This window comes from Caulobacter sp. P1_B12_2, assembly GCF_056406675.1.
Genome location: NZ_JBFTZS010000345.1, coordinates 1 through 5,148, shown reverse-complemented (window position 1 = coordinate 5,148; position 5,148 = coordinate 1). Strand labels below are relative to the sequence as shown.

Here is a 5,148-nt window from a genome sequence, read left to right as displayed (position 1 = left end):
GTGATCCACCGCATCAACCTGCTGATCGAGCACCCCCGCCCCTACATCCGCTGCGAGGACTATTTCGGTCCCGACCGTCGCCGCCGACCGGACCCCGCCTTCACCGGCCCCTGGCGCCGCCAGGGCGATCCGGGGGTGATGGACGTGTCGTACTAGGCGGCGCCATACAGCGGCCATCGGACGCGGAGACCCTTAACCCGCCCCGGGTTAGAACCCGGTCCCGACCTCCGTGAGCCTGCCCATGACCGCGCGCCGCCTCCCCCTCGTTCTCGTGCTGCTGACGCTCGCGGCCACCAGCCAGGGCTGCCTGGCCGTCGCCGCCGGCGGGGCCGTGGTCGGGGCGGCCGGAGCCGTGGTCGGAACCACCGGCAAGGTCGTGGTCGCCACGGGCAAGGCCGTGGTCCCCGGCGAGAGCAAGAAGGACCGCGAAAAACGCGAGTTCAAGGACTGGAAGAAGTCGCAGCGGGGCTGAGGCCGACGATCACCAGTCGGGCAGTTCGCCGTCCGCCAGGTCGTGGCCGTGATAGTACGCGCCGCCGAACTTGGCGCCGTCCATCATGGCGCCCTTGAAGGTCGTCGCGCACAGCGCCGACCCGCGAAAATCGGCTCCCGTCAGATCGGCGTCGGTGAAATCGCAGGTCTTCACATTGCCCGAGAGACGCGCGAAACGCAGCGACGCGCCCCGCAGGGAYGAGGCCAGAAAGAACTCGGCCAGCTCGATCCCGTCCAGGATCGCCCCGTCCAGCACGCCGGCCCGCCCCCGTCGGATCTCGACATTCGAGAACTTGCGCTCCCCCGCCGCGTAGCGCGCGAGCAGGTCCTTCTCGGAAATACGATGTTCGATGATCACCGCCGACAGGTAGGCGGCGCGTCCCGTCGCCGTCAACCTGGCCCACAAGCCCCCTTGCCCCGACGGCGAACCCAACCTCAGATAGCGCCACGCGCGAGATGGGGGAGATCGTCATGTTCAGGAAGTTCGCCGGCGGCTTGGCCGGCCTGGCCCTGGCCGTCGCGGCGGCGCCCACGAACGCGGCCCAGGCTCCGGCGGCATCGACGACGCCGGCCGCGTCCCTGCCCGCCCCGTCCCTGCCCAGCGACGCCGATATCTCGGCCATCCTCCAGACCCGGATCGCCACCGAGCATCGCGCCGTCGGCGTGGTGGTGGGAGTGATCGACGCCAAGGGTCGCCGGGTGATCGTCGGCGGGGCGCGCGACGTCGGCGACCCTCGCCCCCTGAGCGGCGACACCGAGTTCGAGATCGGCTCGGTGACCAAGGTCTTCACGTCGCTGCTGCTGGCCGACATGGTCCGGCGCGGCGAGGTCGCCCTGGACGACCCGGCGTCCAAGTACCTGCCGCCGGGCCAGACCCTGCCGGTGCGCAACGGCCGGACCATCACCTTGATCGACCTGGCCACCCACACCTCCGGCCTGCCCCGGATGCCGGGCAATTTCACGCCCACGAACGCCAGCGACCCTTACGCCGACTATGACGACGCCAAGCTCTACGGCTTCCTGAGCGGCTACGCCCTGCCCCGCGACATCGGCGCGACCTACGAATATTCCAACCTGGGCGTGGGGCTGCTGGGCCAGCTCCTGGCGCGGCGGGCGGGCACGTCCTACGGGGCCTTGGTGCAGGCGCGCATCGCCAAGCCGCTGGGTCTGAAGGACACCGTGATCGCCCTGTCCTCGGAGCAGAAGGGGCGCCTGGCGGTGGGGCACGACGCCAGCCTGAAGACGACCGGCTACTGGACCCTGGACAGCCTGGCCGGGGCCGGCGCCCTGCACGCCACCGCCAACGACCTGCTGACCCTGCTGGCGGCCGAGCTGGGCTATGTCGACACGCCGCTGAAGGGCGCCATGGCCGACCAGCTGCTGCCGCGCCGGCCGGCCGGCGGCAAGATCCAGGTGGCGCTGGGCTGGCACATATCGCCCAAATCTCAAGAAAATGGAGGACCGGCGGGCGACATCGTCTGGCACAACGGCGGCACCGGCGGCTTCCGCAGCTTCGTCGGCTTCGACAAGGCGCGGGGCCTCGGGGTGGTGGTGCTGGTCAACACCGCCAGCGAGGTCGGGGGCGACGACATCGCCATGCACCTGCTGGCCGGCACGCCGCTCAGCAAGCCCAAGGCCGTCCGCCAGGAGGTCCCGGTCGCCGCGCCGATCCTCGAACGCTATGTCGGCCAGTACCGGCTGGCGCCCGCTGTGGTGATCGTGGTCACCCTCCAGGACGGACGGCTGATGGCCCAGCTGACCGGCCAGCCGACCTTCCAGATCTTCCCCGAAAGCCCGACCGACTTCTTCTGGAAGGTGGTCGACGCCCAGGCCCATTTCGAGGTCGGCCCCGACGGCAAGGTCGCCAGCCTGACCCTGCACCAGAACGGCCGCGACCTGGTCGCGCCGCGCCTGCCGTGACCCCGCGCACCGGAGGCTGCCGTTGCGGCGCGATCCGCTATGAACTGACGGCGCCGGCGCTGTTCCACATCGCCTGCCATTGCCGCGACCGCCAGTACGTGGCCGGCGGGTCGCCGAACCTGACGATGGTGTTTCCCCGGGCCGCCTTCACGGTCACCCAGGGCCGGCCGCGCGTCTACAAGGCCAGGGCCGTCAGCGGCGGCAGCGCCTTCTGCGAGACCTGCGGCGTGCAACTGTTCTCCCAGCCCGACAGCAACCCCGACATCGTCGCGGTCAAGGTCGGCGGGCTGGGCGACCGCGACGACTTCAACGTCCAGGCCGACCTGTGGATGGCCAGCGCCCCGCCCTGGCATCGGCCGCATGAGGGGGCGGTGCGTTTCGAGGGCAACGCGCCGGGGTGACGGGTCGCCCCCCTCCCTGCGGGAGAGGGACGAGAAAGCTTATCCCGCCGTCACCGCCCCCGGCAGGTACAGCCGCATCGGCCGCACCTCATAGGCGCCGCCCGGATTGGCCACGCCCAGCTCGCGGGCGATGTCGAGGGCCTCGTCCATGTCGGCGACGTCCAGCACGTAGAAGCCCAGGAACTGTTCCTTGGTCTCGGCGAACGGGCCGTCGATCACGAAGGGGGCGTCGGTCTTGACCAGGGTCTTGGCGGTGGCCGTGGCGTCCAGCCGGCCGGAGGGACCCAGCTTGCCCTCGGCGACCAGCTTGTCGTGGACGACCGACAGCCGGCCCATCACGGCCTCGTCCTGCGCCGGGGTCCAGCCCATGACCTCGGCTTCGTTGTTGTAGCACAGCAGCATGTACAGCATTCGCGGCCCTCCCCGGCGTCATCGGCGAGGCAGAGATAGGACGCCCGGGCGCGTGAAGGAAGACCGGCGTTTTTCCAATGCGGCTGGTGGTCGTCTCTCAGCGCCCAAGCCGCCAGAAAGGCGCGGGCCGCGCGCCGATCTCAACGGCAAACTGGTTCATCAGCGCCCTGTAGGCCGCCGCGATCTGTTCGGGCTGGGTAGCGTCTTCAGGCGTCGAGAACGATGCGTCCCAGGCTGGATCCCAATTGACGCCCCATTCGGACTTCAACCGCGCCGGCGTCACACGCAGGCGCGCGTCCAGGCCGGAGCCCAGCCACGTGGCGAAATACTGGCCCGCGATCAGATTGAAATAGGCTCGGGCCAGCGCTTTGGAGAATAACGCGTCGTAAATGTGAAACTGGCGGTCGAGTTCGCGCTTGTGTCTGAGCATTTGACCCGGCGACAGGGTCCGCCAGCCCCCCACGCAACGGGCGAAGCAGAGCAAGTCATTCAGCTTCGGCGCCATCAATTCAAAGACCTCGATGCGCTTCTTTATCAGTTCCTGGTTCGTCGCCTTGCGCCGGTCGAAGGCGATGGCGACCCAGGCKACGCCCAGGCTCAGCAGGGCGCCGAAGGCGAGGGTGAACACCTCCTTGGGCCACCAAGGCGCATCCTTGCCGCCGCCAGAGGCGTCGATCAGGGCTGAACACTGATGAAGAAGATCGGTCGCCGCCTGGTTCATTGCCGCCCCCGCGATACGACACCGCCTCAGGGTCGCACACGACTCAAGGCTGCGCCATTCAGGCGCGCAATCAAGCCTTGAGTTGCGCTTGGCGGCGATAACGACGGAATTGGCGATTCAGAGCGTCAGCGCGCAGCTTTCGCCGATGGTCGGGCGCGAGATCACCACGCGCGACAGGCCCGGGAACTGGGGCGTCAGGCGGTCGGCGAAATAGAGGCAGATGCGCTCCAGGGTCGGGCTCTCCAGCCCCGGGCGGTCGTTGAGCAGGCCGTGGTCCAGCTCGGACGCCACCGCCTTCAGGGCGACGTCCAGCCCGTCCAGGTCGGCGACCCAGCCGGCGTCCTGCATCGTGCCGCGCACGCTGGCCTCGACCTTGAACGAGTGGCCATGCAGCTTGCGGTAGCGATGGTCGGCGGGACCTTGCTCGATGTAATGGGCCGCATCGAAATGCGCGGCCTTCGTGATCTCGAAGACGGGCTTCATCAGGTACTTCTTTTGACAAGGCCTGGGAGGCTCTAGCGCGTCGACCCTGTCACCAAGTCGAGCGCCTTATCCGTCAGGGCAGGCCGAGATATTTGTGTGTTTGGACGCTTAAACGCCATTGTGGGTGCGAAAGGCAATAGGCGACGGCCAATTGCGTGTTCCGCTCGCGGTCCGGGCCATCCATCGGCTGCAGGTAGAAGCGCTCGAAATCCAGGCCCGCGAAGCGCTCGGGCAGCGCCTTGTCCTGGGGGTAGACCAGCTTCAGCTCCTGGCCCGAGGTCTGGACCACGGGGGCGTCGGCCTTGGGGCTGATGCACACCCAGTCGATGCCTTCCGGCGCGACGACGGTGCCGTTGCTCTCGCAGGCGATCATGAAGCCGCGGGCGTGCAGGGCGGCGATGGCGGCGGCGTCCAGCTGCAGCAGCGGCTCGCCGCCGGTGCAGACCACCAGGCGGTCGCTCGGCCCGCCGGTCCAGGCCGCCTCGACCGCGTCGGCCAGGGCGTCCGCCGTGGCGAACTTGCCGCCGCCCTCGCCGTCCGTGCCCACGAAGTCGGTGTCGCAGAAGGTGCAGACGGCCTTGTGGCGGTCCTGCTCGCGGCCGGTCCACAGGTTGCAGCCGGCGAACCGGCAGAACACCGCCGCCTTGCCGGCCTGGCCGCCTTCGCCCTGCAGGGTGAGGAAGATTTCCTTGACGGAGTAGGTCATGAGCGGCCTCCGCG

At 69.0% G+C, this 5,148-nt stretch carries 8 protein-coding genes; 3 read left to right on the top strand and 5 right to left on the bottom strand.

The window, feature by feature from the left end; all coding sequences use genetic code 11:
- Positions 1–241: 241 nt before the first annotated feature.
- A complete protein-coding gene (locus tag AC1DZ6_RS18670) occupies positions 242–472 on the top strand; it encodes a hypothetical protein (RefSeq protein ID WP_477098640.1) in 231 nt (76 codons plus the stop codon).
- A 9-nt stretch (positions 473–481) separates the two neighbouring features.
- Here AC1DZ6_RS18670 and AC1DZ6_RS18665 read toward each other — a convergent pair whose 3' ends face one another.
- Entirely contained in the window at positions 482–898 is a 417-nt protein-coding gene (locus tag AC1DZ6_RS18665) for a pentapeptide repeat-containing protein (RefSeq protein ID WP_477098639.1), read from the bottom strand.
- 65 nt (positions 899–963) lie between these two features.
- Here AC1DZ6_RS18665 and AC1DZ6_RS18660 point away from each other — a divergent pair, with 65 nt between their 5' ends.
- Positions 964–2,412, top strand: a complete 1,449-nt coding sequence (locus tag AC1DZ6_RS18660) for a serine hydrolase (protein WP_477098638.1) — start codon at positions 964–966, stop codon at positions 2,410–2,412.
- The gene (locus AC1DZ6_RS18655; RefSeq protein WP_477098637.1) at positions 2,409–2,813 is read left to right on the top strand and encodes a GFA family protein; all 405 of its coding nucleotides are present in this window, start codon (positions 2,409–2,411) and stop codon (positions 2,811–2,813) included. The genes AC1DZ6_RS18660 and AC1DZ6_RS18655 overlap by 4 nt, the downstream gene beginning before the upstream one ends.
- Before the next feature lie 39 nt (positions 2,814–2,852).
- Here the strand turns inward: AC1DZ6_RS18655 and AC1DZ6_RS18650 are convergent, their stop codons facing one another.
- The 4 genes from AC1DZ6_RS18650 to queE all read right to left on the bottom strand — a co-directional run bounded on the left by AC1DZ6_RS18650 (position 2,853) and on the right by queE (position 5,134).
- Positions 2,853–3,224, bottom strand: a complete 372-nt coding sequence (locus tag AC1DZ6_RS18650) for a YciI family protein (protein ID WP_477098636.1) — start codon at positions 3,222–3,224, stop codon at positions 2,853–2,855.
- A 97-nt stretch (positions 3,225–3,321) separates the two neighbouring features.
- Entirely contained in the window at positions 3,322–3,945 is a 624-nt protein-coding gene (locus AC1DZ6_RS18645; protein WP_477098635.1) for a hypothetical protein, read from the bottom strand.
- A gap of 117 nt (positions 3,946–4,062) precedes the next feature.
- Positions 4,063–4,428, bottom strand: coding sequence for a 6-carboxytetrahydropterin synthase (locus tag AC1DZ6_RS18640; protein WP_477098634.1), 366 nt, complete (start codon positions 4,426–4,428; stop codon positions 4,063–4,065).
- Between the two features lie 73 nt (positions 4,429–4,501).
- Positions 4,502–5,134 carry a 7-carboxy-7-deazaguanine synthase gene (gene queE, locus AC1DZ6_RS18635; protein ID WP_477098633.1) on the bottom strand — a complete coding sequence of 211 codons (633 nt, stop codon included), beginning with the start codon at positions 5,132–5,134 and terminating at the stop codon, positions 4,502–4,504.
- Between the last annotated feature and the right edge of the window lie 14 nt (positions 5,135–5,148).